The 24,083-nt window shown below is 69.8% G+C and carries 27 protein-coding genes; 14 read left to right on the top strand and 13 right to left on the bottom strand.

Features of this window, described 5'->3' with window-relative positions; all coding sequences use genetic code 11:
* The first annotated feature begins 226 nt into the window (after positions 1-226).
* The 4 genes from AC3IF1_RS26005 (at position 227) to adh (ending at position 4,243) form a co-directional block, all read left to right on the top strand.
* A complete protein-coding gene (locus AC3IF1_RS26005) occupies positions 227-553 on the top strand; it encodes an iron transporter (RefSeq protein WP_489219938.1) in 327 nt (108 codons plus the stop codon).
* Positions 554-579: 26 nt separating this feature from the next.
* Complete coding sequence (locus AC3IF1_RS26000) at positions 580-2,064, top strand: PepSY-associated TM helix domain-containing protein (protein ID WP_489220476.1); 1,485 nt, start codon at positions 580-582, stop codon at positions 2,062-2,064.
* Positions 2,061-2,408, top strand: a complete 348-nt coding sequence (locus AC3IF1_RS25995; protein ID WP_489219937.1) for a DUF3325 domain-containing protein — start codon at positions 2,061-2,063, stop codon at positions 2,406-2,408. Before AC3IF1_RS26000 ends, AC3IF1_RS25995 begins: the two co-directional genes overlap by 4 nt.
* A gap of 311 nt (positions 2,409-2,719) precedes the next feature.
* Positions 2,720-4,243: an aldehyde dehydrogenase gene (gene adh, locus AC3IF1_RS25990; RefSeq protein WP_489219936.1), complete on the top strand. Its 1,524-nt coding sequence runs from the start codon at positions 2,720-2,722 to the stop codon at positions 4,241-4,243.
* Between the two features lie 77 nt (positions 4,244-4,320).
* On the opposite strand, the gene AC3IF1_RS25985 is transcribed toward adh, so the two are convergent.
* Both AC3IF1_RS25985 and AC3IF1_RS25980 read right to left on the bottom strand, forming a co-directional pair.
* Positions 4,321-4,647: a hypothetical protein gene (locus AC3IF1_RS25985; protein WP_489219935.1), complete on the bottom strand. Its 327-nt coding sequence runs from the start codon at positions 4,645-4,647 to the stop codon at positions 4,321-4,323.
* Entirely contained in the window at positions 4,644-4,940 is a 297-nt protein-coding gene (locus AC3IF1_RS25980; RefSeq protein WP_489219934.1) for a hypothetical protein, read from the bottom strand. Before AC3IF1_RS25980 ends, AC3IF1_RS25985 begins: the two co-directional genes overlap by 4 nt.
* A gap of 165 nt (positions 4,941-5,105) precedes the next feature.
* On the opposite strand from AC3IF1_RS25980, the gene AC3IF1_RS25975 reads away from it, so the two are divergent.
* From AC3IF1_RS25975 to AC3IF1_RS25965, 3 genes are read left to right on the top strand one after another with little or no spacing between them, the layout of a single operon-like run.
* On the top strand, positions 5,106-5,531 hold the full coding sequence (locus tag AC3IF1_RS25975; RefSeq protein ID WP_243965933.1) for a DUF779 domain-containing protein: 426 nt from the start codon (positions 5,106-5,108) through the stop codon (positions 5,529-5,531).
* A gap of 14 nt (positions 5,532-5,545) precedes the next feature.
* Entirely contained in the window at positions 5,546-5,959 is a 414-nt protein-coding gene (locus AC3IF1_RS25970; protein WP_243965936.1) for a carboxymuconolactone decarboxylase family protein, read from the top strand.
* Positions 5,956-6,396, top strand: a complete 441-nt coding sequence (locus tag AC3IF1_RS25965; RefSeq protein ID WP_489219933.1) for a cupin domain-containing protein — start codon at positions 5,956-5,958, stop codon at positions 6,394-6,396. The genes AC3IF1_RS25970 and AC3IF1_RS25965 overlap by 4 nt, the downstream gene beginning before the upstream one ends.
* A gap of 4 nt (positions 6,397-6,400) precedes the next feature.
* Here AC3IF1_RS25965 and AC3IF1_RS25960 read toward each other — a convergent pair whose 3' ends face one another.
* From AC3IF1_RS25960 to gap, 7 genes are all read right to left on the bottom strand, one after another.
* Positions 6,401-7,423, bottom strand: a complete 1,023-nt coding sequence (locus AC3IF1_RS25960; RefSeq protein WP_489219932.1) for a tetratricopeptide repeat protein — start codon at positions 7,421-7,423, stop codon at positions 6,401-6,403.
* 20 nt (positions 7,424-7,443) lie between these two features.
* Complete coding sequence (locus tag AC3IF1_RS25955) at positions 7,444-8,091, bottom strand: thiamine phosphate synthase (RefSeq protein ID WP_489219931.1); 648 nt, start codon at positions 8,089-8,091, stop codon at positions 7,444-7,446.
* A 19-nt stretch (positions 8,092-8,110) separates the two neighbouring features.
* Entirely contained in the window at positions 8,111-9,181 is a 1,071-nt protein-coding gene (gene fba / locus AC3IF1_RS25950) for a class II fructose-bisphosphate aldolase (protein WP_489219930.1), read from the bottom strand.
* A gap of 154 nt (positions 9,182-9,335) precedes the next feature.
* Positions 9,336-9,602 carry a hypothetical protein gene (locus AC3IF1_RS25945; protein ID WP_489219929.1) on the bottom strand — a complete coding sequence of 89 codons (267 nt, stop codon included), beginning with the start codon at positions 9,600-9,602 and terminating at the stop codon, positions 9,336-9,338.
* Positions 9,603-9,681: 79 nt separating this feature from the next.
* Positions 9,682-10,884: a phosphoglycerate kinase gene (locus AC3IF1_RS25940; protein WP_489219928.1), complete on the bottom strand. Its 1,203-nt coding sequence runs from the start codon at positions 10,882-10,884 to the stop codon at positions 9,682-9,684.
* 24 nt (positions 10,885-10,908) lie between these two features.
* Positions 10,909-11,364: a hypothetical protein gene (locus AC3IF1_RS25935; RefSeq protein WP_243965952.1), complete on the bottom strand. Its 456-nt coding sequence runs from the start codon at positions 11,362-11,364 to the stop codon at positions 10,909-10,911.
* A gap of 90 nt (positions 11,365-11,454) precedes the next feature.
* On the bottom strand, positions 11,455-12,459 hold the full coding sequence (gene gap, locus AC3IF1_RS25930; protein ID WP_489219927.1) for a type I glyceraldehyde-3-phosphate dehydrogenase: 1,005 nt from the start codon (positions 12,457-12,459) through the stop codon (positions 11,455-11,457).
* 443 nt (positions 12,460-12,902) lie between these two features.
* Here gap and AC3IF1_RS25925 point away from each other — a divergent pair, with 443 nt between their 5' ends.
* Positions 12,903-13,187, top strand: a complete 285-nt coding sequence (locus AC3IF1_RS25925; protein ID WP_489219926.1) for a DUF4164 family protein — start codon at positions 12,903-12,905, stop codon at positions 13,185-13,187.
* Between the two features lie 41 nt (positions 13,188-13,228).
* Positions 13,229-13,600, top strand: a complete 372-nt coding sequence (locus AC3IF1_RS25920; protein WP_243965963.1) for a cell division protein ZapA — start codon at positions 13,229-13,231, stop codon at positions 13,598-13,600.
* A gap of 375 nt (positions 13,601-13,975) precedes the next feature.
* Here AC3IF1_RS25920 and AC3IF1_RS25915 read toward each other — a convergent pair whose 3' ends face one another.
* From AC3IF1_RS25915 to AC3IF1_RS25900, 4 genes are all read right to left on the bottom strand, one after another.
* Complete coding sequence (locus tag AC3IF1_RS25915) at positions 13,976-14,788, bottom strand: universal stress protein (RefSeq protein WP_489219925.1); 813 nt, start codon at positions 14,786-14,788, stop codon at positions 13,976-13,978.
* 128 nt (positions 14,789-14,916) lie between these two features.
* Positions 14,917-16,398 carry an aldehyde dehydrogenase gene (locus AC3IF1_RS25910; protein WP_489219924.1) on the bottom strand — a complete coding sequence of 494 codons (1,482 nt, stop codon included), beginning with the start codon at positions 16,396-16,398 and terminating at the stop codon, positions 14,917-14,919.
* A gap of 66 nt (positions 16,399-16,464) precedes the next feature.
* Complete coding sequence (gene gmd / locus AC3IF1_RS25905) at positions 16,465-17,448, bottom strand: GDP-mannose 4,6-dehydratase (RefSeq protein ID WP_489219923.1); 984 nt, start codon at positions 17,446-17,448, stop codon at positions 16,465-16,467.
* 282 nt (positions 17,449-17,730) lie between these two features.
* On the bottom strand, positions 17,731-18,921 hold the full coding sequence (locus AC3IF1_RS25900) for a site-specific DNA-methyltransferase (protein WP_489219922.1): 1,191 nt from the start codon (positions 18,919-18,921) through the stop codon (positions 17,731-17,733).
* Positions 18,922-19,473: 552 nt separating this feature from the next.
* Here AC3IF1_RS25900 and AC3IF1_RS25895 point away from each other — a divergent pair.
* From AC3IF1_RS25895 to AC3IF1_RS25875, 5 genes are all read left to right on the top strand, one after another.
* Complete coding sequence (locus AC3IF1_RS25895) at positions 19,474-19,824, top strand: septal ring lytic transglycosylase RlpA family protein (protein WP_243964674.1); 351 nt, start codon at positions 19,474-19,476, stop codon at positions 19,822-19,824.
* A gap of 115 nt (positions 19,825-19,939) precedes the next feature.
* On the top strand, positions 19,940-20,254 hold the full coding sequence (locus tag AC3IF1_RS25890) for a polyhydroxyalkanoic acid system family protein (RefSeq protein ID WP_243964647.1): 315 nt from the start codon (positions 19,940-19,942) through the stop codon (positions 20,252-20,254).
* 80 nt (positions 20,255-20,334) lie between these two features.
* Positions 20,335-20,571 (top strand): hypothetical protein, encoded by a 237-nt coding sequence (locus tag AC3IF1_RS25885; RefSeq protein WP_243964648.1) that lies wholly within the window; start codon positions 20,335-20,337, stop codon positions 20,569-20,571.
* A gap of 67 nt (positions 20,572-20,638) precedes the next feature.
* The gene (locus tag AC3IF1_RS25880) at positions 20,639-22,441 is read left to right on the top strand and encodes an ATP-binding cassette domain-containing protein (RefSeq protein WP_489219921.1); all 1,803 of its coding nucleotides are present in this window, start codon (positions 20,639-20,641) and stop codon (positions 22,439-22,441) included.
* 39 nt (positions 22,442-22,480) lie between these two features.
* Complete coding sequence (locus AC3IF1_RS25875) at positions 22,481-23,971, top strand: carboxypeptidase M32 (protein WP_489219920.1); 1,491 nt, start codon at positions 22,481-22,483, stop codon at positions 23,969-23,971.
* Positions 23,972-24,083: the final 112 nt, after the last annotated feature.

The raw sequence follows: 24,083 nt of genomic DNA, 5'->3' as shown, positions 1-24,083 counted from the left end.
GCCCCCTTCGGGGACGGTGCTTGAGCCCGGAGGCACGGCCGCAGCCATCCGGTCCAGGCGGCGGCCGTTCTCCGCATCGACCCGCCGATTGGGTCAGCCCGTGACGGTGCGAAGTATTCTAAGCACCTCTGCGCGCTTTGGAATTATTCCGGAACATAGCCGTTGCGTCCCCCTGAAGGCCGCGCTTAGGTGCCGGCATGAGATCACGGCAACGAGAGGTGATGCCATGAGCGCTGATGCCGTGCGCGCCCGGGTGCATCCGGCTCTCGCCTGTCGTCTCGCGATCGCCGCGCGCGTGCTTCTGGCGATCCTGGGCAGTTATACGGTCGCCGCACTTGCGAGCGGTTGGCTCGCCCTCGTCCTGCCCGGAACAAGAGCCGAAGCGGTGTCGACGGCGACGCTGGCGAGCTTCGCGATCATGGCGGCCGCGGTGATCTGGGTGTTCGCGGCGCGGTCGCTCGGGCGGGCGGCGCTCGTGATGGGTGTCGTCGCGGCGCTGCTCAGCACCGGCCTGTGGCTCGCGGGCGCCTTCCAGGGCGGGAGCGCAGCGTGAGTCGATCCAGGAGCGTCCGCCAGTCGATGGCGTGGCTGCACACGTGGTCCGGCCTCGTGGTCGGCTGGGTGCTGTTCGCGATTTTCGTGACCGGAACCGCCAGCTATTACCGCCCCGAAATCTCGAGCTGGATGCGGCCGGAACTGTCGGAGGCGGCGTCCGATCCCGTCGCCGCGGCGACGAGCGCGGGTGCATTCCTTCGGAAGACGATGCCGGACGCCGTGGGCTGGTCGGTCAGGCCGCCCAATGCCGAGAACCCGGCGGTCGAGGTCTATTGGTGGCAGAGCCCCGGGGGGCCATTTCATCACGCGCTGCTCGATCCCTTGACGGGTGAGCGGTCGAAGGTCCGCGACAGCCGCGGCGGCGACTTCCTCTATCGGTTCCATTTCGAATTGAACCTGCCCCCGATCTGGGGACGCTGGATCGTCTCCGCCTGCGCGATGGTCCTGCTGATCGCCCTCGTCACCGGCATCGTGACCCATCGGCGGATCTTCGCCGATTTCTTCACCTTCCGGCGGGACCGCTCGGCGCAGCGCGGCTGGCTCGACGCCCATAACGTCGTGGGGGTTCTCGCGCTGCCGTTCCACCTCATGATCGTCTATACGGGCCTCGTCACCCTCTCATCGATGCTGATGCCCTGGCCGGTCCTGACGGCGTATCAGGGCAACGGATTGCGCTATTACGCGGAAGCCGGTCTCATGATCGCGGGCCGGCCGCCGGCCGGGCGGCCCGGCACGGCGCTGCCCCTCGGCGAGATCGTAGCGCGGTCGATCGCCGCGACCGGGCAGACGCCCGAAGTCGTCATGGTCTCCGGGCCCGGCGATGCCGCTTCGACCGTCACCGCCTATTTCGAGGAACCGCCGGGGCTCGCCCATCTCCACCCACAGATCGCCTACGACGCGGCGACGGGCGCCGAGATCGGGCGCATCGGGGAGGCCGGGGCGGCCACGCGGACCGGCGCCGTCATGGTCGGCCTTCACGAAGCGCATTTCGCGGCCGCGCCCCTGCGCCTGCTGTTCTTCCTCTGCGGCCTCATGGGTGCCGCCACCGTGGCGACGGGCCTGGTTCTGTGGACCGTCGCACGGGCTCCGAAGGGGGCCGATCCGGAGGGCTTCGGCCTGCGCCTCGTCCGCGTCTTAAACCTCGGCACCATCGCGGGTCTTCCCGCCGGGCTCGCCGCCTATCTCCTCGCCAACCGCCTCCTGCCGGTGGATCTCGATGCGCGGGCGGAGTGGGAGGTGCGCGGCTTCTTCGCCGCCTGGATCCTCGCGGCCATCGCGTCCGCGTTCTATCCCCGGGCCCGGGCCTGGCCCCTCGCCCTCATCGTGCCCGCATTCGCGTTCCTGGCGATCCCCGGGGTCGATGCCCTGACCGTGGGCGAGGTCCGCTTCCTGGGCTTCGACGCGGCCATGGCGGGTCTGGGTCTGCTGCTCGCCGTCGGGGCGCGGCTGACGGCCCGGCCGAGACAGAACCGGACCAGGGCGATCCTGCACAGGGCGGCCGAAGCGTGACCATCCCGGCCCTCGTCCTGTCCCTGCTCCTGGGCTTCTCGGGCCTCGCCGCCCTCGCGCTCAGCCTGGACCGGCATCACCGCGCGGTTTTCCGCACCCCGATGCGCGGAAAGCGGGTCGGCGGCCTGCGTGCGGTCGGCTGGGCGGGGCTCGCCCTGTCCTTCGCGGCCGCCGTCGCCTCCGCCGGATGGAGCTTCGGACCGGTGCAGTGGATCGGCTCGCTCACCGGATCGGCGGTGGCCGTGGTGGCGCTGATTGCCTATCGTCCCACCTGGCTCCGGGCCGCGGCCCTGGCGGCCCTGCCGCTCGCCGCCCTGGACCTGCCGCTCGCACTCCTGCGCTGATGGCCCGACAGGTCCGCAATCATATCGGCCCCGCGATCGAGACGGGCCGGCTCGCGGTACAGCTTGCGAAAACGGCCCGTTGCAATGGTCTTCATCGGGCGCCGCGTTGTCCCCTCGCGGTCGGGACAAGAACAGCGTAGACTCGACGTGGTCGCACACTGGCCAAAAGTCCACCTTGATTCGACAGGCCAAAAGCCATTGGCTGCGATCAGAGCGGAAGCGGATGCGGTCCGACGTGAGGGCCGCACGAACGCCAGCTGAAGCCAAAGAGCCGCGGTTCGCGAGGCCGGGGCCAATGGAGGAACAGAGCGATGAACAAGCCGGAATTCCTCGGCGACGCCAAGATCAGGTCGCCGTTCTCGGCCCGTTACGAGAACTTCATCGGCGGCCAGTGGGTCGCCCCCGCGGCCGGGCGCTATTTCGAGAACACCTCGCCGATCACCGGCAAGGTGATCTGTGAGGTCGCCCGCTCGGACGCTCAGGACGTCGACAAGGCGCTGGACGCCGCCCACGCCGCCAAGGAGGCCTGGGGCCGCACCGCGCCGGCCGAGCGCGCCCGGATCCTCAACAAGATGGCCGACCGGATGGAGGAGAACCTCGATCTGCTTGCGCTCGCCGAGACCTGGGACAACGGCAAGCCGATCCGTGAGACGATCAACGCCGACATCCCGCTGGCCATCGACCATTTCCGTTACTTCGCCGGCTGCGTGCGGGCGCAGGAGGGCTCGATCTCCGAGATCGACCACGACACGGTCGCCTACCACTTCCACGAGCCGTTGGGCGTCGTCGGCCAGATCATCCCGTGGAACTTCCCGATCCTGATGGCGGTGTGGAAGCTCGCCCCGGCGCTCGCCGCCGGCAATTGCGTGGTGCTCAAGCCCGCCGAGCAGACCCCGGCCTCGATCCTGGTGCTGATGGAGATCATCGGCGACCTGCTGCCGCCGGGCGTCCTGAACGTGGTCAACGGCTTCGGCCTGGAAGCGGGCAAGCCGCTCGCCTCGAGCCCGCGCATCGCCAAGATCGCGTTCACGGGTGAGACGACCACCGGCCGCCTCATCATGCAATACGCGTCGCAGAACCTGATCCCGGTGACGCTGGAGCTCGGCGGCAAGTCGCCGAACATCTTCTTCGCGGATGTCGCCAACGAGGACGACGACTTCTTCGACAAGGCGCTCGAAGGCTTCACCATGTTCGCCCTCAACCAGGGCGAGGTCTGCACCTGTCCGAGCCGGGCGCTGGTCCACGAATCGATCTACGACCGCTTCATGGAGCGGGCGGTCAAGCGCGTCGAGGCGATCACGCAGGGCTCGCCGCTCGATCCCGCCACGATGATCGGCGCCCAGGCCTCGGGCGAGCAGATGGAGAAGATCCTCTCCTACATCGACATCGGCAAGCAGGAGGGCGCGCAGCTGCTCACCGGCGGCGAGCGCAACGTCAAGGACGGCGAGTTCGCCGAGGGCTTCTACGTGAAGCCGACGGTGTTCCGCGGCCACAACAAGATGCGCATCTTCCAGGAGGAGATCTTCGGGCCGGTCCTCTCGGTCACGACCTTCAAGGACGATGCCGACGCGCTCTCGATCGCCAACGACACGCTGTACGGCCTCGGCGCCGGGATCTGGACCCGTGACGGGACCCGGGCCTACCGCTTCGGCCGTGCGATCCAGGCGGGCCGCGTCTGGACGAACTGCTACCACGCCTATCCGGCCCACGCGGCCTTCGGCGGCTACAAGCAGTCCGGCATCGGCCGCGAGACGCACAAGATGATGCTCGATCACTACCAGCAGACCAAGAACATGCTGGTCAGCTACTCGGCCAAGAAGCTCGGGTTCTTCTGAGCTTCTGCCCGGGTTACCCCCCGAGACACCTTAGCCCCGGCCTCGCGGCCGGGGCTTTTTATCGAGCCGTACCGGGTTCACCGCCTGAGGCAGGCGGCGGCGATGGCGGCCGATTTCTGGTCGTGCAGTCGGATGGTGCGGTCCGCCACCGGCTGCCGGACGTCCTCGCCGGCATTGGCCTCGGCCTTCTCGAGTTCCCAGAGGCGCTCCTTCACCGCCCCGTCGGCATAGCAGCCGCAAAAGGTCGCCCGATCCGCGATCGCGGCGTCGGGGGGCGCGATCCAGTCGATGTGCGTCAGGCAGGTCTGCAGTTCGGCCTCCCGCGCCGGCGCGTTGACATCCTCGCGCGCCAGGACGGGGGCGCCGGCCAGCAGGGCGAACAGCAGGGCGAGGCGGGGGATCAATCGACGCCGTACCCGAAGCCCTCGACGGGCGCATTGGCGATGGAGCCGGGCGGCATGGGGCCGGCATCGGCGCTCACGCTCGGCACGTCGTCGGGCGGCCCGTCCCAGCCGACGACACCCATCGAATTGTCGGGGGTGACGTTCGGGTTTCCGGCGACGCGCCACGCGTGCTGGAGGAACAGCGGCTGGGTGCGCGGCTGGACGCGCAGCGTCAGCGGATCGGCACCGGCCGGGCCCGCCACAAGCGCGGCGAGGACGAGGGCCAGACAAGTGGCGGCAGTTCGTTGCGTCATCGTGTCGATCAGCCGGTCAGGCTCTCCGTTTCGCCCGGAAAGGGCGCATCCTCGGCGAGCAACGCGGCGGAGGCGGATCCGGCACCAGCTTGGCCGTCGGTCCCGGGCGAATATGGAAATCCCGGGCCGCGCACGCATATCAACGGTGAGACCGGGGAGGACACCATGAGCCTTGATGCCAGGATCGAAGCCACGACCGCGGAGCAGGTCGGCGCCGACGGCACGCCGCTGCGTGTCACCGCGACCCCGAAGGCGCTGGGCCTCATCGAGGAGCTCCGCTCGGAATACGGGCCGGTGATGTTCCATCAATCCGGCGGCTGCTGCGATGGCTCCTCGCCGATGTGCTACCCGGTCGGCGACTTCCTCGTCGGCGACGGCGATGTCCATCTCGGCCAGGTCGGCGGGGCGGATTTCTACATCAGCCGGTCGCAGTTCGCGGTCTGGAAGCACACGCATCTGATGCTCGACGTCGTGCCCGGCCGCGGCGGCATGTTCTCGCTGGAGAACGGGCGCGAAAAGCGCTTCCATATCCGCTCGCGCCTGTTCTCGGATGCCGAGAACCGCGCCCTCGAAGGCGCCTGCAAGCTCTGACGGAGGCGAAGGCCATGGCGACCGTGACGCTGGTGAGCGATGCCGAAGCCGAGGCGGATCCGCGGGTGCGCGCGATCTTCGCCGACATCCGGGCGACCCGTGGATCTGACTTCATCAACAACTTCTGGCGTGGATTGGCCCACGATCCCGCCCTGCTGGAGCGGACTTGGACCAGTCTCAAGGCCGTCATGGGCCCCGGGACGCTCGATCCGCTGACCAAGGAACTGGTCTATATCGCGGTCTCGATCGCCAATGGCTGCCCCTACTGCATCCACTCCCACACCGCCGCGGCGCGGGCGAAGGGCTTGACCTCCGCGCAGCACGGCGAGTTCCTGGCGGTGGTCGGCATGGCGAATCAGACCAACGCGCTGGTCACCGGCATGCAGATCCCGGTCGATTCCGCCTTTCAGGTGGGGAAGAGTCCATGAGTGCCGATTCGGACAAACCGCAGGCCGGCTTGCGCGTGGTGCGCGAGAGTGCGCCGTTCCGCGGCAAGCAGGGACACCTCTATCGGCCGGCCATCTCGGCCGAAGCGGTCGGCGCAAGGGCGCTGCACATGCAGCTTCTGGAGATCCCGCCCGGCGAGCGCGCCCACGCGCACAAACACGAATCGCACGAGACGGCGATCCATGTCCTGTCCGGCGTGTCGGGCTGCTTCTGGGGCGAGCACCTGGAGCATCACGCGATCGCGGGCGCCGGCGAGTTCGTCTACATCGCCGCCGACGTCCCGCACCTGCCCTACAATCGCAGCCAGACCGAGCCGGTCACGGCAGTGATCGCCCGGACCGATCCCAACGAACAGGAAAGCGTGGTCCTGCTGCCGGAGCTCGAGACCGGTGTCGATTGGTCGAAGGCCGGATTGTAGACGCTCAGCGCTGCTCGACGCGCTCGTTGGCCAGACGCTCGGCGCGGTTGCGCTCCTCGGCGGAGAGACCGGACAGCGTTTGGTCGAGCCACGCGTCGGACAGCCCCTGGCCCGCCGCGGCGAGGTTCCAGGCCGCCGCCTCCACGGTGTTCTTCGCAACGCCGCGCCCGACCGCGTAGAGCCGCGCGATACGATTCTGCGCGATCGCGTTCCCCCGCGAGGCCGCGTGCAGGAAGTAGCGGGCGGCCGAGCGCTCGTCCTTGGTCACGCCGGTGCCGTTGAACAGCAGGATGGCGTACTCGATCTCGCTGGCGAGATCGCCGTTGTCGGCGCCGCGCCGGAACCAGGCCGCCGCTTTGCTGGGATCCTTCGGCACGCCGCGCCCCTGCAGGTAGAGCACGCCGAGATCGTGCTGAGCCGGCCCGATCTCGGCATCGGCGGCCTTGCGAAACTGCGCGACCGCGGCGGCCTCGTCGGCCGCGGACCCCGTGCCGATCAGGATCAGGCCGAGATTGTACGCCGCTGTGGGCGAGCCCTGGGCGGTGGCCTGTTCCAGCCAGTGGCGGCCCGCCTTGATGTCCTTGGGCATGCCGCGCCCGTCGAGGGCCATCAGACCGAGGGACGACATGGCGGCGGCGTCGTTCTGGGCCGCGGCGACCTTGTACCACTCGGCCGCCTTGACCGGATCCTGCTTCACGCCGAGGCCCTGGTTGTACAGCTCGCCGAGGAGCGTCATCGCGGCGGCATCCTTGGGATTCGCCTCGATGCGCTTGGTCGCCTCCCGGAAGGCGGTCACATATTGCCCACGCTGATACGCCCCGTAGGCAAAATCCGGCGGCTGGCCATTGGCCGGCGGTACGGCACCCCGTGTGTAATTCGGCGTGTACGGGCTTGGCAGCTCCGGCATCGCCTTATGGCCGGGCGTGGCGCCGGACGATCCGGGCAGCGGCGTGGCGCTCTTCGATGGGTCGGTCGGCCCCGCGGCTGCCCAGGCCGGCAGCGCCGCCAGCGCGACGGCGAGGGCCATCGCTGGACCTGTCACCCGCCTCATTGCGCGGGCGCCTGCTGGAGTGCCTGCCGCGCGCGGCCGACGAAAGTGGCGTCTTGCAGCCAGAGCCCGCTCTCGAGCCCGACGAACTCCGCCCCCGTGGCCGATAGCGGACCGATCGCGTCGGCGTTCGCCGCGACGGCGATGCAGGGTGTCTCGAAGATCTCCGCCCACCAGGACACGCGCGCCAGTACCGTTTCCGGGTCTGGCGCGACGCCGTCCGGATAGAGCCCGCCGAACATCAGGTAATCGACACCCGCCTCGCCGGCCTCCATGGCGCCGTGCTTGGTCTCGAGGCCCCCAGCGCCCAGGATCCGCCCGTCGCGCAGCCGATCCCGCAGAGCCTTGAGGTCCCGGGGCTTGTCGACGTGGATGCCGTCGGCGCCCCCGCGGATCGCCACCGCGGCGAGATCGCCGGTGAAGCCCGGACAGGCCACCACCAGGGCGGCCCCGTTTTCCTGCGCCACCGGCGCGACTTGCTTGACGCGGGCGATCAGCCCGCGCTCGTCGCCGGAGGCGAGCCGCAGGATCACGGCGGCGACGTCGCCGGCCCCGCAGGCCGCCTTGAGGGCCGACACGAATTCGTCCATGCCGTCGGCGTCGAGGCCGTGTGGCCCGAGGAGGGCGAGACGCGAAAGATTGCTCATGGCGAGGATCTGAGCGCTCTCAGCGGGCGCCGATCTTCGGATCCAGGGCGCCGCTGGCATAACGCTTGGCCATCTCGGCGACCGAGATCGGCCGGATCTTCGCGCCTTGGCCGGCGGTGCCGAATTCCTCGAAGCGCTGTTTGCACAGCTTCGTCATCGCCTCCATGGCGGGCTTCAAATACTTGCGCGGATCGAACTCGGACGGGTTCTCGGTGAGCACCTTCCGGATCTGGCCGGTCATCGCCATGCGGTTGTCGGTGTCGATATTGATCTTGCGCACGCCGTGCTTGATGCCGCGCTGGATCTCCTCGACCGGCACGCCCCAGGTCGGCTTCATCTGGCCGCCGTGCTGGTTGATGATGTCCTGAAGGTCCTGCGGGACCGAGGACGAGCCGTGCATCACGAGGTGTGTGGTCGGCAGGCGGCGGTGGATCTCCTCGATCACGTTCATCGCCAGCACGTCGCCATCGGGCTGGCGGGTGAACTTGTAGGCGCCGTGGCTCGTGCCCATCGCCACCGCCAGCGCGTCGACCTGGGTCGCCTCGACGAACTTCACCGCCTCGTCCGGATCGGTCAGGAGCTGGTCGTGGCTGAGCGTGCCCTCGGCGCCGTGACCGTCCTCGGCCTCGCCCTGGCCGCTCTCCAGGGAGCCGAGTACGCCCAACTCGCCCTCCACCGAGACGCCGGCCCAATGGGCCATCTTGGTGACGTTGCGGGTGATCTCGACGTTGTAAGTGTAGTCGGCCGGGGTCTTGCCGTCGGCCTTCAGGGATCCGTCCATCATCACCGAGGTGAAGCCGTACTGGATCGCGGTGGCGCAGGTGGCTTCGTTGTTCCCGTGGTCGAGATGCATGCAGACCGGGATGTGCGGGTAGATCTCGACGAGGCCGTCGATCAGCTTGGCCAGCACCACGTCGTTGGCATAGGCGCGGGCGCCGCGGCTGGCCTGGAGGATCACGGGGGAATCCGTGGCATCGGCCGCCGCCATGATGGCGAGACCCTGCTCCATGTTGTTCAGGTTGAAGGCCGGCACGCCGTACTCGTACTCAGCGGCGTGATCGAGGAGCTGCCGGAGGGTGATGCGTGCCATCGTGACTGTCTTCCCGTTTGCCGTTTGGTGGTGTGCTCGATCGCCGACGGCGACTTCAAGATCTCAGGGCGCTCTTATCGTATCGCGCATCCGAGAGCTTCGCTTCTGAATGCTGACGGATGCCGCGAACGGCGTGTTCGGTCCGCGCCACCCCTCAGCTGGCGCGGTTCTCGAGAGTCGCGACGCGCTCCTCGACCTCGCTGACCCGCGCGGCGAAATCGCCGACCGTGGCACGCCTCATCAGGGGCATGCCAGCTGCGTTGCGCCGGTGGTTGCGCAGGCCTGCCTCCAAGCCCTCCCTGCGCGTCTCGCAATTCCCCATCCGCGTCTCGAGCCTGTCGGAACGGACCAGCACCTGGGCGAGGCTCGCCTGGATGCCCGTCAGGATCTCGGACGTCGCGCTTTCGACGGTGTCACGCATCGACTCGCCCCCACGCTGGCCACGGGCGCTATCATAGATATGGCGGGCGCCGCGGAGTAGGAGAGCAACGCCGCCGCGCTCAGCCCGTCACCCGAAGCGCCTCGACTCCGGGGAGCGCCTTGCCCTCCAGCCATTCGAGGAAAGCCCCGCCCGCCGTCGACACGTAGGTGAAGTCGCCGGCCACGCCCGCATGGTTGAGCGCCGCGACCGTGTCGCCGCCGCCGGCCACCGAGACCAGTTGCCCGGCCTTCGTGCGTGCCGCGGCATGCCGGGCGGCGGCCACCGTGGCGGCGTCGAAGGGCGCGAGTTCGAAGGCCCCGAGCGGACCGTTCCAGACCAGGGTCTTGGCCTCGTCGATGGCGGCGTCGATCTCCGCGACCGAGCGCGGGCCGGCATCGAGGATCATGCTGGACTCCGGCACCGCATCCACCGGGACGGTCTCGTGCGGGGCTTGGGCCTTGAATTCGGTGGCCGCGACGGCATCCACCGGCAGGATGATCCGGCAGCCGGCCTTGTCCGCCGCCGCCAGGATGCGATGGGCGGTCTCGGCGAGGTCCTTCTCGCACAGGGACTTGCCCACGGCCTTACCCTGCGCATGCAGGAAGGTGTTGGCCATGCCGCCGCCGATCACCAGCATGTCGACCTTGGCGACGAGGTTTTCCAGAAGATCAATCTTGGACGACACCTTGGCGCCGCCGACCAGCGCGATCACCGGCCGCTGCGGCGATTCCAGGCCCTTGGTCAGGGCTTCGAGCTCGGCCTGCATCTCGCGGCCGGCATAGGCCGGGAGGCGGTGCGCCAGCCCCTCGGTCGAGGCGTGCGCGCGATGCGCCGCCGAGAAAGCCTCGTTGACGTAGACGTCGCCGTTCGCCGCCAGCGCATCCGCGAAGGCCGGATCGTTCTTCTCCTCGCCGGCATGGTAGCGGGTGTTCTCCAGGAGCAGCACGTCGCCGTCCTGCAGGGCCGCCACCGCCTTCGCGGCCGCCTCGCCGATGCAGTCGGACGCGAACGCGACCTTCCGCCCGAGGGCCGCGCCGAGCGCCGGCACAACCGGCTCCAGGGAATCCTTCGGCTCGCGCCTGCCCTTCGGCCGGCCGAAATGGGCGAGCAGGATCACCTTGGCGCCCTGTTCGGCGACTTCGCGGATCGTCGGAGCCACGCGCTCGATCCGGGTTGCGTCGGTGACGCGCCCGTTCTCCATGGGCACGTTCAGGTCGACGCGCATCAGGACCCGCTTGCCCCTCAGGGAGCCGGCATCGTCGAGGGTGCGGAAGGCGCTCATGCGGTCCTGTTTCGGTGGATGGGGTTACTGGACGGTCGTCCCGATCTGGGCGCGCTGCTGCAGCAGGCGGTCGAGGTTCAGCCGCTGCACGGCGATCATCAGCGCGACGGTCAAAATCGCGGTGATCACCGCGGTGAGGACCAGCGCACCGGTCCCCGGCAGGCGCCGGGTCCGCTCGGCGAGCCCCCGCATCTCCGTGCGCAGGGCCGCCAGGTCGGATTGCCGCGCGGCCTCGTTCATCCGGCTGGAGGCGTTCTCGACCTTATCCTCGACACGCGACAGGAGCGCCTCGGAGCGGGCGTACTTGTCTTCGATCCGGGAGCATTTGTCCTCGATCCGGGCGAGCTGGTCGAAGAGCTGGTTGGCCGGAAGCGCCTGCGACGGTGCGGGCGTGGCGGCTACGGCGGGCGGCGGCGCCGGCCTCGGGGCAGGCGGCACAGCATTCGGCCCGCTCGACGGACCCTGCGAAGCGTCGGTCATCCCTGGAGAGTCCCCGGTTCGAGGTGAGACCGCCCGATCGGGCGGGCGGCCGCCGTCCTGTCACGGGACGACGGCTGCCCGCAAGCCGCCTCAGAGGAGTTTGGCCATCGCCACGGCGGTGTCTGCCATGCGGTTCGAGAAGCCCCACTCGTTGTCGTACCACGACAGGATGCGCACGAAGGTGCCGTCCATGACCTTGGTCTGGTCGAGGTGGAAGGTCGACGAATGCGGATCGTGGTTGAAGTCGATCGAGACGTTCGGCCGGTCGGTGACGCCGAGCACGCCCTTGAGCGGGCCTGCAGCGGCGGCCTTGATCGCGTCGTTGATCTCCTGGACCGAGGTCGCGCGCTTGGCCATGAACACGAGGTCCACCGCCGAGACGTTCGGGGTCGGCACGCGGATCGCCGTCCCGTCGAGCTTGCCCTTCAGCTCCGGCAGCACGAGGCCCACGGCCTTGGCGGCGCCGGTCGAGGTCGGGATCATCGAGAGCGCGGCGGCACGGCCCCGATAGAGATCCTTGTGCATCTGGTCCAGCGACGGCTGGTCGTTGGTGTAGGAGTGGATCGTGGTCATGAAGCCACGCTCGATGCCCACCGCCGCGTCCAGAACCTGGGCGACGGGCGCCAGGCAGTTGGTGGTGCAGGAGGCGTTCGACACGACGAGATGCTCGGCCGTGAGCTTGTCGTGGTTGACGCCGTAGACCACCGTCAGGTCGGCGCCGTCGGCGGGGGCGGAGACGAGGACGCGCTTGGCGCCGGCGTCGAGGTGGGCCTTGGCCTTGTCCTTCGAGGTGAAGATGCCGGTGCATTCCAGCGCGATGTCGACGCCCAGATCCCGGTGCGGCAGCTCGGCCGGGTTGCGCACCGCCGTCACCTTGATCCGCTTGCCGTTGACCACCAGGAACTCGCCGTCGACCGCGACCTCGCCCGGGAACCGGCCATGGACGGAATCGAAGCGGAGCAGGTGGGCGTTGGTCTCCACCGGGCCGAGATCGTTGATCGCCACGACCTCGATGTCCGTGCGGCCGGCTTCCGCGATTGCCCGCAGGACGTTGCGGCCGATGCGTCCGAACCCGTTGATGGCAACCTTCGTCACGGCGTCACTCCTTCACCTGATGCGGCTCCCACCGCGCCTCACAAACCATGGGCGCGGCCCGCGGGGGATCTCGGTTCCCCGCCTCCGTGCCGTCCCAGCCGGGCGGATCTGGGCGTGCGGGTTTGAACCGGCGATGAACCGGGCCGGGAGAGGCCGGGCTTCGCCGCCCGCGATCGTCGGAGCGCACGGTGCCTCGGGACTGTCTCGGACCGACGATCCGGCATGTCTCGCGCGGTCCTTTTCGGGAGCGCGCGGCTGTCTAACATGGCACCCCGACCTGTCAAACGCGCGGCCGTGACAAAGACCTTCGATCCACCGACGAATAAACAGGGTTCTTCGGGCTCGACTGGCCGGGCCGGGGGATCCCGGGCTCGGACGTTACTTTGCGCTGGAATTCCGGCGGCATTCGACGGAAAGCTTCGGGTCGGAACGGACGAAAGACCATGGCCGACGGGACCGAAATCAGCGTGATCGACGAGGCGCTCGGCCGGCTGGAAGCAGCCGTGAACCGCATGGATGCCGTCGTTCAGCACCGGCTGGCGAACGCCGCCCAGCCGGACGACCGGGATGCCGAACTCGCCCTGATGGACGAGGATCGGGCCCGCCTCGCCGCCGCCCTCGACGCGGCGAGCGCCCGGCTCGCGCAGGTCACCGCCACGACCGGCGCGGTCGGGCACCGCCTCGACCGGGCGATCGAGACCGTCCAGGATGTCCTCGGGCGATCCTGAACCGGCGTCCGCGCCATCCGGAACGCCGATCGGAGCCGCCCGTGCCGCAGATCAACGTGACCATCGACGGTCGCACCTACCGCATGGCCTGCGGGGAAGGCGAGGAAGCCCATCTCACCGGGCTCGCCGAGACGCTCGACGGGCGCATCGGCGCAATGCGCAAGGATTTCGGCGCCATCGGCGACATGCGGCTGCAGGTGATGGCGGCGCTGACGATCGCGGACGAACTGGCGGAGCTGCGCGGGCGGCTCGCCGCGTTGGAGACGGAAGCGGCCGCGTTGCGCATCGCCGCCGAGGCCGCCGAGCGGGGGAGGGCGACCGATGCGGAGCGGGCCGCGGCGGGGATCGGCCGCGCGGCCGAACGGATCGGGAAGCTCGCGGAGGCTCTCGGGGGATCCGCGCCGCGGGGCTGAGGGTCGAGAGCGGGCACGGCGCCGCGGAGGACCTGACGCCGGCTGCCGATTGCCGGCTGACCGCCGATCCATCGCGGCTCCGACCGGCGCGATGCCGTCTCGTCCGAGCACGTCTCACGCCCGCGCCGGCGAAGGGAGCAAGTGTGGCGGCGGATCGGATTGGAATCCCGGGCCGCCGCAGCGCCGAGGAGACCGTCGCGGCCTTCCTGCGCGGCCCGGATTGCGGTCGGTGACGGTGAAACGATCGGTGGGCCGCCAGACCGTCGCCGATCATCCCGGTCTCCAGCGCCACGAGGCGATCCTGATCGTTCCGGGTGCTGGCCGCGCGTCGATCCGGGTCGGCTCGCGCGGCTCACCGCCGGCCGAGCCCGGCTTTCAGTGCGCCATCAGGCAGCATATGGGCGCGGTGTTCAGGACGTCCCGCGTCGCGCCGCCGAAGGCCCACTCGCGCAGTCGGGAATGGCCGTAGGCGCCCATGACGATGAGATCGGCCTCCTGCTGGCGGGCGAACCGAAGGATCTCGGCACCGTCGCTCGCGGCAGCGCTCAGCAGGTGGGTGGTCGCCGGGGCGCCGTGGCGCGCCAGATGTGCGGTGACGTCCTGCGCGCCCTCCGAGCGGGCGCTGTCGCCCACCGAGGCGACGAAGACCTGTTCGGCGGACCGGATGAAGGGGAGCGCCCCCGAGACGGCGCGGCGGGCTTCGGACGTATCCTTCCAGGCCACGACGATGCGGCGCGCCGGAAGGTCGGCCACGTCGGGCGGTACCACCAGGACCGGTCGGGCCGCCTCCATCAGGACAGGCCCCGGCAGGACGCCCAGGGGGCCGGGGTCGAGATCGGTCGGGTCGGACCTGCCGAGCACCAGTAGATCCGCGGCCCGCGCCTGTTCGACGAGGTAGGCGAGCGGGCTGTCGACACCCCCGCGCCACGCCGTACGGGGCGCTTCCCCGGCGGAGCGGGCGAACAACCCCTGAGCCCGTTCCAGCTCGCGCTGAATCTCGCCCCTGGCGCGCTCGTACTGAGCCTGCGCATCGCGGACATCGTGGGCGAAGAGCGGCACCGGCGCATCGGCCGCGGCGACCCCCGTCAGCAGCGCGTCGAAGCGGTGAGCCAGACCGGCGGCGACGCGCACGCGATCCGGCGCGCCCTCGGCGAAGTCGACGGAGACCAGGATGTTGGCGTAGGTCATGGCGACCTCCTCGGGGCCCGATCCGGGCCCGGAGGAGGCAGTCTGGGCACCGTGCAGATCGCGGCCTTGATCCAGCGCAAATCTCGGGGCCGGCGATGGGTCTCCGGGTCGCGACGCGGCCACGCGCCTCAGCGCATGACGAACGGGTTCTCCGGCGCATCGCGGCTCGTGGAGATCCAGACGCTCTTGGTCTCCAGGAACTCGCGGATCGACTCGACGCCGCTCTCGCGGCCGATGCCCGAGCGTTTCATGCCGCCGAAGGGCATCATGTAGCTGACGGCCCGATAGGTGTTCACCCAGACCGTACCGGCCCGCAGCCCCGTCGACATGCGCATGGCCCGGCCGATATCCTGGGTCCAGACGCCGGCGGCGAGCCCGTAGATGACGTCGTTGCCGAGCCGCAGCGCCTCCGCCTCGTCCTCGAAGCCGATGATCGACAGGACCGGGCCGAACACCTCCTCCTGGGCGATCCGCATGTCGTTGGTGACGCCGGTGAAGATCGTCGGCTCGACGAACTGGCCGCCGATCACCCCGGGCCCGGAGGCCGGGTTTCCGCCGAACACGCAGCGCGCGCCCTCGCTCTTGGCGAGCGCGATGTAGTCGAGCACCTTGGCATACTGGGGCGGCGTGGTGATCGGGCCGATATGGGTGTCGGCCTGCATCGGGTCGCCGAGCTTCGCCGTGCGGGCCAGCGCGATCAGCCGCTCGACGAACGCCTCGCGGATGCTGTTCTGCACGAGCAGCCGCGATCCGGCGATGCAGGTCTGGCCGGTGGCGGCGAAGATGCCCGAGATCGCCCCCGCGGCGGCGGACTTCAGGTCGGCATCGGCGAAGACGATGTTGGGCGACTTGCCGCCGAGCTCCAGGGACACGCGCTTGATCTGGCGGGCGGCCGCCTCGTAGACCTTCGCACCGGTCACGTCGGAACCCGTGAAGGTGATCTTGGCGACGTCCGGGTGCTCGACGATGGCGCTGCCGGCCTCGCCGCCGAAGCCGGTCACGACGTTGAACATCCCGTCGGGGAGCCCGGCTTCCTTGGTCAGGCGCGCGAATTCGAGCGTGCTCGCGGAGGCGAATTCGGAGGGCTTCACCACGACGGCGCAGCCCGCCGCCAGCGCCGGGGCGCATTTCCAGGCGACGAACAGGAGCGGCGAGTTCCAGGCCGTCAGGGCGCCGACCACGCCCACCGGTTCGTGCCGGGTGAACGCGAAGGTCTCCGGCTTGTCGATCGGGATCTGCGCGCCCTCGACCTTGTCGGCGAGGCCGGCATAGTACCACCACCATTCCGGCTGGTAGCGGGTCTGGCCGTACATCTCGGCGAACAGCTTGCCGTTGTCGCGGACCTCGACCTCGGCGAGGGCCTTCGCGTCGCGCTCCACGAGGTCGCCGATCCGGCGCAGCACCTTGCCCCGGGCCGAGGCGGTCATGGTCGCCCAGGGGCCGTCCCACATGGCGCGCTTGGCCGCGGCGACGGCCCGGTCGACATCGGCCCGGGACGCCCGCGGGATCCGGGCCCAGGCCTCACCGCGATAGGGATCGGTCGACTCGAACCACGCGCCCTCGACCGGGTCGACGTGCTGACCGTCGATGTAGAGCTGATAGGTCTTCACGGGGCGCGTCTCCGATGGGACATGCGCGCGATATGGACCGGCAGGACGCCGCCGGCGGGGGCGCGATCAGGCGTTGGCGCTGAGGCGCTTGATGTCGGCGTCGACCATCTCGGTGATGAGATCCTCGAGGCTGGTCTGCGCCGCCCAGCCGAAGGTCGCCTTCGCCTTGGCCGGGTCGCCCAGCAGCACCTCGACCTCCGCCGGACGGAAGAAGGCCGGGTCGATCACCAGGTGGTCGTCGATGTTCAGCCCGACATGCTTGAACGCGATCACGCACATGTCCCGCACCGTCGTCGTGCGGCCGGTGGCGATCACGTAATCGTCCGGCTTCTCCTGCTGCAGCATCAGCCACATCGCCTGCACGTAGTCCCGGGCGTGGCCCCAGTCGCGCTTGGCGTCGATGTTGCCGAGCCGCAGCTCCTTCTGCCGGCCCAGCTTGATCCGCGCCACCGCGTCCGTGACCTTGCGGGTCACGAACTCGACGCCCCGCAGCGGGCTCTCGTGGTTGAACAGGATCCCGTTCGAGGCGTGCAGCCCAAAACTCTCGCGGTAGTTGATCGTCATCCAGTGCGCGTAGAGCTTGGCCACGCCGTAGGGCGAGCGCGGGTAGAACGGCGTCGTCTCGCTCTGCTGGGCCTCCTGGATCAGGCCGAACATCTCCGAGGTCGAGGCCTGGTAGTAGCGCGCCTGCGGGGCGACCGAGCGCAGGCATTCGAGCATGTGCACCGCGCCCAGGCCGGTGACCTGGCCGGTGAGCAGCGGCTGTTGCCAGGAGGAGGTGACGAACGACTGCGCGGCGAGGTTGTAGATCTCGTCGGGCTTGGCGGTCTGGACGATGCGCAGCAGCGCCGACTGGTCGAGCAGGTTGCCGTCGACCAGCTCGACATCGTCGAGGATGCCCAGCCATTTCAGCCGGTGGTCGAACACGCCGGCATGGCTGGAGCGGCGTACGATCCCGGTGACCGCGTAGCCCTTCTGCAGGAGCAGCTGCGCCAGATACGCGCCGTCCTGGCCCGTGACACCCGTGATCAGCGCGCGCTTGCCGGTCATGTACCCGTCCCGTCCCGATGATGCCCGGCTGCTACGACCCGGGCGACCCGGCCGTCAAGGCGAGCGCGTCCGATCGTGACGGCGTCGGGCCCGATGCGCAGGCGCGCAGATCTCGGGATTCACGGGCTATAGAGAAGCTGCAGTCGAGCGGAACCAGGGCGGACCCGGATGATCACCGTCGCCCGCGGCGCGTGCGCGGACGGGCGTCGACGATCCCGCTCCCGGAGGCGTCCATGCGGGCCCGGGTGTGCCCCCGAGCCCGCGGCTCTGGACTGCGACGGCTCAGCCGTTGGCCATGGCCTGCCGCAGCCCGGCCCGATAAGTGTCGATCACCACCGGTTTGCCGCTGCGCTCCACGTGCCAGAAGGTCCAGCCGTTGCAGGCCGGCAGCCCCTGAACCAGGGCGCCGATCTTGTGGATCGAGCCGATGACGAGGCCGTTGTCGAGCTGCCCGTCCGGCCGCACCGTGGCGCGGAAACGGCGGCGCTCGTCGGTGACAGTCTCGCCGGGGCGGATATGCCCCGCCTCGATCACCGACAGGAACGGCACCCGCGGCTCGGCGCGCTTGGTCGGCGCCACCAGGAGGGCCGCCTTCGACAGGGTCTCGACGGAGGCGATCCGGGCGCGTGCGGCCTCGGCGTAGGTCGCCTCGCGCTCGATGCCGATGAAGCGGCGGCCCAGCCGCTTGGCGACGGCGCCGGTGGTGCCGGTGCCGAAGAACGGGTCGAGCACCACGTCGCCGGGATTGGTCGCCGCCATCAGGGTGCGGGCGAGCAGCGCCTCGGGCTTCTGGGTCGGGTGGACCTTCCGGCCGTCCCCATCCTTCAGCCGTTCCTCGCCGGTGCAGAGCGGGATGAACCAGTCCGAGCGCATCTGGAGGTCTTCGTTGCCCCCCTTCAGCGCCTCGTAATGGAAGGTGTAGCCCTTCGAATCCGCCGAGCGCGAGGCCCAGATCAGGGTCTCGTGGGCATTGGTGAAGCGCTTGCCGCGGAAGTTCGGCATCGGGTTGGCCTTGCGCCAGACGATGTCGTTGAGGATCCAGTAACCGAGATCCTGCAACGCGCTCCCGACCCGGAAGATGTTGTGGTAGGACCCGATCACCCAGAGGGTTGCGTTCGGCTTCATCACGCGACGGCAGGCCGAAAGCCAGTCCCGGGTGAAGGTGTCGTAGGCCTCGAAGGTGGCGAACTTGTCCCAGTCGTCGTCGACGGCGTCGACGCGGCTCTGGTCGGGACGCAGCAATCCGGCGTCGCCGAGCTGCAGGTTGTAGGGCGGGTCGGCGAACACGCAGTCGACGCTCGACGCGGGCAGGCTGTTCATGGCCGTGATGCAATCCCCGACCAGCACTTGGTCGAGGGGCAGGGGACGCTGGGCGGGTACGAGACCCATCCGTGGCGCCGACGCGGGCCGCCCGGCACGCGAGACATGTTTCCGGGCGACGGCATCGGCAGCCACGGTACGCGGGGAAGCCATGGCAAACACCGGTTACGCGACTGACCGGCAGACCATGACCCGAACAGGGTAAAGGTCGCGTTGTCGGATTTTTCCGGAGCGCGTCCCGTTCTGGGGCTGCAATTTTTGCCGAGCTGGGTCCGATCTCCGCGGAACGCGTCCCGCACCGGTCGGACCGGGGCTACCGCAGCCCGATCGATCCGATCTCATTCAAAACCTGAAGCCTGCCGTGCATGGACCTTTGCGCGGGGGCCATGACCGTCTCCCGCCCGCGCCGGCGCCAGCTCAGCGGGATCCAGGGTCACGCCCGACGCAGACCTTGAGAGAATTTGCCTATTTGTGATCCTTCTCCGCGGGGCGCGGCATGACTTGAGCAATACATGGCTCGACCCTGATCGATGTATTTCGGCATTCAGCCGGAAATAATCCGCAACGATTGCCCATGTAATTAGAAAGACCGCGATGAAGCCGGCCAAAATGTGACCGCGACAGGCCGTGAAGTCCCGCCTTATTCCGGCCGGTTTCGGCCATGACTGGCGCCGTCCCCGAAAAAACAAAGGGACTGCCTTGAGAATGACGTTTGGTTTCGGAAAGTTCGTTGTCGCCCTCGGTCTGCTGTCCACCACCCTCGGAACAAGCCTTCCCGCCGCCGCGCAGAGCGGAGCGGCCTCTTGGTATGGCAGCGGTCATCGCACCGCGAGCGGCGAGCGTTTCAACCCCAACGGACTGACCGCAGCCCATCGCAGCCTGCCGTTCGGCACGCGGGTCCGGGTCGAGAACCGGCGGACCGGACGCTCGGTCGTCGTGCGCATCAACGATCGAGGACCGTTCGTGCGCGGCCGCATCATCGACCTGTCGCGCGGTTCAGCCCGCGCGCTCGGCATGGGCGGCACGAGCTACGTGTCCCTGCAGGTCCTGAACTGACAGCCGGCGCCCCGGGGGGCCGCGCCGCATGAGCGGCCGGCGGCCCGCCCGGGGGCGTTGTCTCCGGCGGCGGCAGGCCCCATCTGCTGCCGAATTCAGCCGGGATCAGCCGCCCATGCCCAAGCCCCTCATCGTCGACATCCCGCATGACCTCGGCCGCGACGAGGCCAAGCGGCGCCTGGAGACCGGCACCGATCAGGCGCGGGCCTTTCTGGCCAAGAGCGGCGTCGCGGTCGACCAGCTCGCTTGGACGGGCGATCGGCTGGATTTCGGCGTCTCGGCCATGGCCCAGAAGGTGGCCGGGACGATCGATGTCGGCCCCGAGAGCGTGCGGCTGGAGGTGAAGCTGCCGTTCCTGCTCGCCCTGTTCGCCGAGAAGATCCAGAAGGTGGCGAGCAAGGAGGGCAACCTCCTGCTCACCAAGAAATAGCCGTCCGGAACCGGAGCGCCGGCCCCCCGTTTCAGCCCGACCGGTGCAGTGTCGCACCGTCGGCCTTCCGGAGGATCACGGTGTCCCAATCCACCCTCGCCGACCCGGGGCAGATCCCCGAAGTGCCGCAGCAGCCGGGCCCCGGCCCGGACCGGCCCTTCGAGCCCCCGCAGGCGCCGACGCAGCCGCCCGGCCCGGAGATCCCCGGCCAGACCCCGTCGGAATCGCCGGGCATCCAGCCCCAGGAAATCCCGGTCAACGATCCGGGCGCACCCGAGATCAGCCCGCCCACCGGGCCGGCCAATCCGGTCGCCTGACCGCCGATCGACCGAACCGCGGGCGCGGCGTTTGAATGGGCCGCCTTGCGCTGCCATAAGCCCGCCCATGGCCGCTCCCCCGCTTCTCACCCTCCAGGATATCGCGCTCACCTTCGGCGGCACCCCGCTGATCACCCGCGCCGACCTCACCATCGCGCCGGGCGAGCGGACCTGCCTCGTCGGGCGCAACGGGTCCGGCAAGTCGACGCTCATGAAGATCGCCGCGGGGCTGGTCGATCCCGACAAGGGACGTCGGTTCGTCCAGCCCGGCACGACGATCCGCTACCTCGCCCAGGAGCCGGATTTTTCGGGCTTCGCAACCACGATGGACTTCGTCGAGGCCGGCCTGCCGCCGGGGGAATCGACCCACCGGGCCCGCTACCTGCTGGAGAGCTTAGGCCTCACCGGCACGGAGGATCCGACCAAGCTCTCGGGCGGGGAGGGGCGGCGTACCGCGCTGGCGCAGGCGCTCGCACCCGAGCCCGACGTGCTTCTCCTCGATGAGCCGACGAACCACCTCGACCTGCCGGCGATCGAGTGGCTCGAATCCGAGTTGAAGGGCACCCGCGCCGCCATGGTGCTGATCAGCCACGACCGGCGGTTCCTCTCGGCCCTGTCGCGGGCCACGATCTGGCTGGACCGCGGCGAAACCCGCCGGATCGAGCAGGGCTTCTCCCACTTCGAGGCGTGGCGCGACGCGTTCTTCGAGGAGGAGGAGCGCGACCAGCACAAGCTCGACCGCAAGATCGTCGCCGAGGAGCATTGGCTGCGCTACGGCGTCACCGCCCGGCGCAAGCGCAACGTCCGCCGGCTCGGCAACCTCCACGAGCTGCGCCAGAACCGCCGCGAGATCCGCCGCCCGGTGGGCAGTGTCAGCATGCAGGCCTCGGACGCGGAATCCTCCGGCAGCCTGGTGGTCGAGGCCCGGGACATCGGGAAATCCTACGGCCCCCGGAGCATCGTGGACGGGCTGTCGCTGCGGGTGATGCGCGGCGACCGGCTCGGCATCGTCGGGGCCAACGGCGCCGGCAAGTCGACGCTGATCAACCTGCTGATGGGCCGGCTCGCCCCCGATTCCGGCCAGGTCGTGCTCGGCACCAACCTGATGCCGGTGGTGCTCGACCAAGCCCGGGCGACCCTGGAGCCCGGAATGACCGTCACCGACGTGCTCACCGGCGGCCGCGGCGACAGCGTCACGGTGAACGGCCAGAGCCGCCACGTGATCGGCTATCTCAAGGACTTCCTGTTCGCCCCGGAGCAGGCCCGGACCCCGGTCTCGGTGCTCTCGGGCGGCGAGCGCAACCGGCTTCTGATCGCCCGCGCCCTGGCGCAGCCGGCCAATCTCCTGGTGCTGGACGAGCCGACCAACGACCTCGACCTCGAGACCCTCGACCTCCTCCAGGAGATGCTCGGCGACTACCAGGGCACCCTGATCCTGGTCAGCCACGACCGCGACTTCCTCGACCGGGTGGCCGGCAGCGTGCTGGTCTCGGAGGGGGCGGGCCGCTGGGCCGAGTATGCCGGCGGCTACAGCGACATGTTGGTCCAGCGCGGGCAGGGGGTCGAGGCGCGCGCGGTCGCGACCAAGAAGGAGCCGCGCGAACGCCAGGCCGCCGCGCCCACCTCCCAACCGGCCGGCAAGCCGAAACTCGGTTTCAAGGATCAGCACGAGCTGAAGACGCTGCCGGCCCGCATCGCGAAGCTCGAGGCGGCCATCGCTCAGCTCAAGACGATCCTGGCCGACCCCGACCTCTACGCCCGCGATCCCGCCCGCTTCGACAAGGCCTCGTCCATGCTGGCGCAGGCCCAGACCGAGCTGTCGCAGGCGGAGGATCGCTGGCTGGAGCTGGAGATGCTGCAGGCGGGATGACCGCCCCGACCGCGCAAGACGTTCCGGACCGGAGACCGCATGACAGCCTATCAGACCCTCGAACAGCGTTTCGCCCGCCTGGCCGCCCTCGAAGGGGCCGCCGGGATCCTCGGCTGGGATGCGCAGACCCTGATGCCCGACGGCGCCGCCGAGGCGCGGGGCGACCAACTGGCGGTCCTGCGCGGGCTCGCCCACGAGATGCTGACCGCCCCCGGGGCGGCCGAGGACCTCGACGCCGCCGAGCGGGGCACGGAGCTTGAGCCCTGGGCTGCCGCCAACTTGCGCGAGATGCGCCGCGCCCAGGCGCACGCCACGGCGGTGCCCCGGGACCTCGTGGAGGCCAGCTCGCGGGCGGTCTCCCGCTCCGAGATGGTCTGGCGCGAGGCGCGCCGGGACGCCGATTTCGCCAGGCTGGAACCGTACCTCGCCGAGGTGCTGCGCCTGCAGCGGGAGATCGGCCAGGCCAAGGGCGCCGCCCTCGGGCTCGACCCCTACGACGCGCTGCTCGACAGCTACGATCCCGGCATGCGTCGGGCGACGATCGACCCGCTCTTCGCCGATCTGACATCCTGGCTGCCGGCACTGATCGCCCGCGCCCGGGAGATCCAGGCGTCCCAGCCCGCGCCGCAGCTCCTCGCCGGGCCGTTCGACGTGGCGGTGCAGCGGGACCTCGGCCTCGAGCTCATGGCGGCGGTGGGGTTCGACTTCGCCCGCGGCCGGCTCGACATCAGCCTGCACCCGTTCTGCGGCGGCGCCACCGACGACGTGCGCATCACCACCCGCTACGACGAGGCCGATTTCGGACGCGCCCTGATGGGGGTGCTGCACGAGACCGGCCACGCCCTCTACGAGCAGGGCCGCCCGGCCCCGTGGCGGCAGCAGCCGGTGGGCGCGGCCCGGGGCATGAGCCTGCACGAGAGCCAGTCGCTCATCGTCGAGATGCAGGCCTGCCGAAGCCGGGCGTTCTTCACCTATCTGGCGCCGCTGCTGCGGGAGGCGTTCGGGCGGTCGGGGCCGGAATGGTCGCCGGAGAACCTGCATGCCCTGAACACCCGGGTGGCGCCGGGCTTCATCCGGGTCGATGCCGACGAGGCGACCTACCCGGCCCATATCCTGCTGCGCTATCGGTTGGAGACCGCGATGATCGCGGGCGATCTCGCGGTGGCCGACCTTCCCGGTGCGTTCAACGACGGGATGCAAGACCTTCTCGGGCTCGCCGTGCCGGACGATCGGGTCGGCTGCCTTCAGGACATCCACTGGCCGAGCGGGGCCTTTGGCTATTTCCCGACCTACACGCTGGGTGCGCTGGCGGCGGCACAGCTGTTCCGGGCCGCCCGGGCGGCCGAGCCGGCGCTGCCGGACTGCCTCGCGCAGGGCGATTTCGCGCCGCTGCGGGACTGGCTGCGGACCAACGTCCACGAACTGGGCAGCCTGCTCGGGACGGATGAACTGCTCATCCGGGCGACGGGCGCGCCGCTCGGGACGGCGGCGTTCCGGGCGCATCTGGAGGCCCGGTATCTGGGGGGCTGAGGATAGGCGGGGCGGGATGACGGCCGAGACGCGTGACCCGCCTTCTCACCGGCGGACGACGATGGTCATACGTCGCGTCCGGGGCGAGCAACGTCTGAACTTAGCGCCCCTC

It is taken from the genome of Methylobacterium sp. E-012, from assembly GCF_057836545.1.
This window is presented reverse-complemented; position numbering and strand designations above follow the sequence as displayed.

Excerpts from the sequence above, each read along its gene's own strand:
- AC3IF1_RS26005 (WP_489219938.1), top strand. The coding sequence starts at position 227 with ATGAGCGCTGATGCCGTGCGCGCCCGGGTGCATCCGGCTCTCGCCTGT.
- AC3IF1_RS26000 (WP_489220476.1), top strand. The coding sequence starts at position 580 with ATGGCGTGGCTGCACACGTGGTCCGGCCTCGTGGTCGGCTGGGTGCTG.
- adh (WP_489219936.1), top strand. The coding sequence starts at position 2,720 with ATGAACAAGCCGGAATTCCTCGGCGACGCCAAGATCAGGTCGCCGTTC.
- AC3IF1_RS25980 (WP_489219934.1), bottom strand. The coding sequence starts at position 4,940 with ATGACGCAACGAACTGCCGCCACTTGTCTGGCCCTCGTCCTCGCCGCG.
- AC3IF1_RS25975 (WP_243965933.1), top strand. The coding sequence starts at position 5,106 with ATGAGCCTTGATGCCAGGATCGAAGCCACGACCGCGGAGCAGGTCGGC.
- AC3IF1_RS25970 (WP_243965936.1), top strand. The coding sequence starts at position 5,546 with ATGGCGACCGTGACGCTGGTGAGCGATGCCGAAGCCGAGGCGGATCCG.
- AC3IF1_RS25965 (WP_489219933.1), top strand. The coding sequence starts at position 5,956 with ATGAGTGCCGATTCGGACAAACCGCAGGCCGGCTTGCGCGTGGTGCGC.
- AC3IF1_RS25960 (WP_489219932.1), bottom strand. The coding sequence starts at position 7,423 with ATGGCCCTCGCCGTCGCGCTGGCGGCGCTGCCGGCCTGGGCAGCCGCG.
- AC3IF1_RS25955 (WP_489219931.1), bottom strand. The coding sequence starts at position 8,091 with ATGAGCAATCTTTCGCGTCTCGCCCTCCTCGGGCCACACGGCCTCGAC.
- fba (WP_489219930.1), bottom strand. The coding sequence starts at position 9,181 with ATGGCACGCATCACCCTCCGGCAGCTCCTCGATCACGCCGCTGAGTAC.
- AC3IF1_RS25945 (WP_489219929.1), bottom strand. The coding sequence starts at position 9,602 with ATGCGTGACACCGTCGAAAGCGCGACGTCCGAGATCCTGACGGGCATC.
- AC3IF1_RS25940 (WP_489219928.1), bottom strand. The coding sequence starts at position 10,884 with ATGAGCGCCTTCCGCACCCTCGACGATGCCGGCTCCCTGAGGGGCAAG.
- AC3IF1_RS25935 (WP_243965952.1), bottom strand. The coding sequence starts at position 11,364 with ATGACCGACGCTTCGCAGGGTCCGTCGAGCGGGCCGAATGCTGTGCCG.
- AC3IF1_RS25925 (WP_489219926.1), top strand. The coding sequence starts at position 12,903 with ATGGCCGACGGGACCGAAATCAGCGTGATCGACGAGGCGCTCGGCCGG.
- AC3IF1_RS25915 (WP_489219925.1), bottom strand. The coding sequence starts at position 14,788 with ATGACCTACGCCAACATCCTGGTCTCCGTCGACTTCGCCGAGGGCGCG.
- gmd (WP_489219923.1), bottom strand. The coding sequence starts at position 17,448 with ATGACCGGCAAGCGCGCGCTGATCACGGGTGTCACGGGCCAGGACGGC.
- AC3IF1_RS25900 (WP_489219922.1), bottom strand. The coding sequence starts at position 18,921 with ATGGCTTCCCCGCGTACCGTGGCTGCCGATGCCGTCGCCCGGAAACAT.
- AC3IF1_RS25895 (WP_243964674.1), top strand. The coding sequence starts at position 19,474 with ATGACGTTTGGTTTCGGAAAGTTCGTTGTCGCCCTCGGTCTGCTGTCC.
- AC3IF1_RS25890 (WP_243964647.1), top strand. The coding sequence starts at position 19,940 with ATGCCCAAGCCCCTCATCGTCGACATCCCGCATGACCTCGGCCGCGAC.
- AC3IF1_RS25880 (WP_489219921.1), top strand. The coding sequence starts at position 20,639 with ATGGCCGCTCCCCCGCTTCTCACCCTCCAGGATATCGCGCTCACCTTC.
- AC3IF1_RS25875 (WP_489219920.1), top strand. The coding sequence starts at position 22,481 with ATGACAGCCTATCAGACCCTCGAACAGCGTTTCGCCCGCCTGGCCGCC.